Below are 874 nucleotides of genomic sequence, written 5' to 3' on the forward strand. Positions count from 1 at the left end.
CGACCAGATACGACAGATGCCCGAAGGTCTTCCTCTCCGCCATCGCCCTCGCCGCAACCGTCATTTATTGGTTATGAGTCCTGACCCTAGGTATTGAATAATTTTAAATTACAACAACGGGTTAAAGAAATTCGATCCAAGGCACCAAATCTCTCTTTGCGACCAAAAGGCTCGTTGATCCGGCTGTCAATCAGAGTTCCGTGAACTTTCTCCATGATTCCAGTGACAACTGCAACAACACCAACTTTGCACTGGAAAACTAGTTGGCATTGCTCCTCAATAGTTTGAGAAGAAAACACCGCAATTAGGTACTCGATTACCTCAGCTCTCTGAGCCTTTCCCAGTATTGCCAATGCCTCTTCGGAATCCATGTAAATCGCAACCTCTTCGGCTACACAAAGGGAGTTGATGAGCAGATCGTTCACGTCACAAGGTTTGGCAGTTAGCTCAATCAGAACACCCATCGCGACGACATCGAAGAAGTTTGGGGCAGGTACAATTCTACCGAAACCAAACGTCAATTGGGTTCCGAAATACGGTTGCAGTATATTCCAAGCATTTTCGACTTGAGAAGCAGTCTTGGCAAGCGTCAAAGCTATATCCTGGAACGCAAAAGGTGTCGTTGTCGTGCAGATCAATTTTGGATCCTAACGTTGGTAGTAATCCCAAAATTCTTCATAGAATCATAATGGTAAATTATTAGGAAATGCTATTGGAGTGTACTTGGGTCAAGTCATCTATTTCGGCTGAACTATGCTAGTTTCCTTCGTTATGTTAGGCTCGGGACCCATTGATTTCCGCGTGGCTGCGTGATTCACGGTTCGAAAATCGAGCGGTGACCATGTCTGATCTTTTTTGGCTGACGGATGCGCAG

1 protein-coding gene is annotated in these 874 nt (G+C 45.5%); it reads right to left on the reverse strand.

Translation table 11 applies throughout. The annotated features are described in order from the left end of the window. Positions 1 to 86 precede the first annotated feature (86 nt). Positions 87 to 593, reverse strand: a complete 507-nt coding sequence (locus ACR0CG_RS24000) for a hypothetical protein (protein WP_480528020.1) — start codon at positions 591 to 593, stop codon at positions 87 to 89. Positions 594 to 874: the final 281 nt, after the last annotated feature.

It is taken from the genome of Ruegeria sp. AB8 (genome assembly GCF_056542605.1).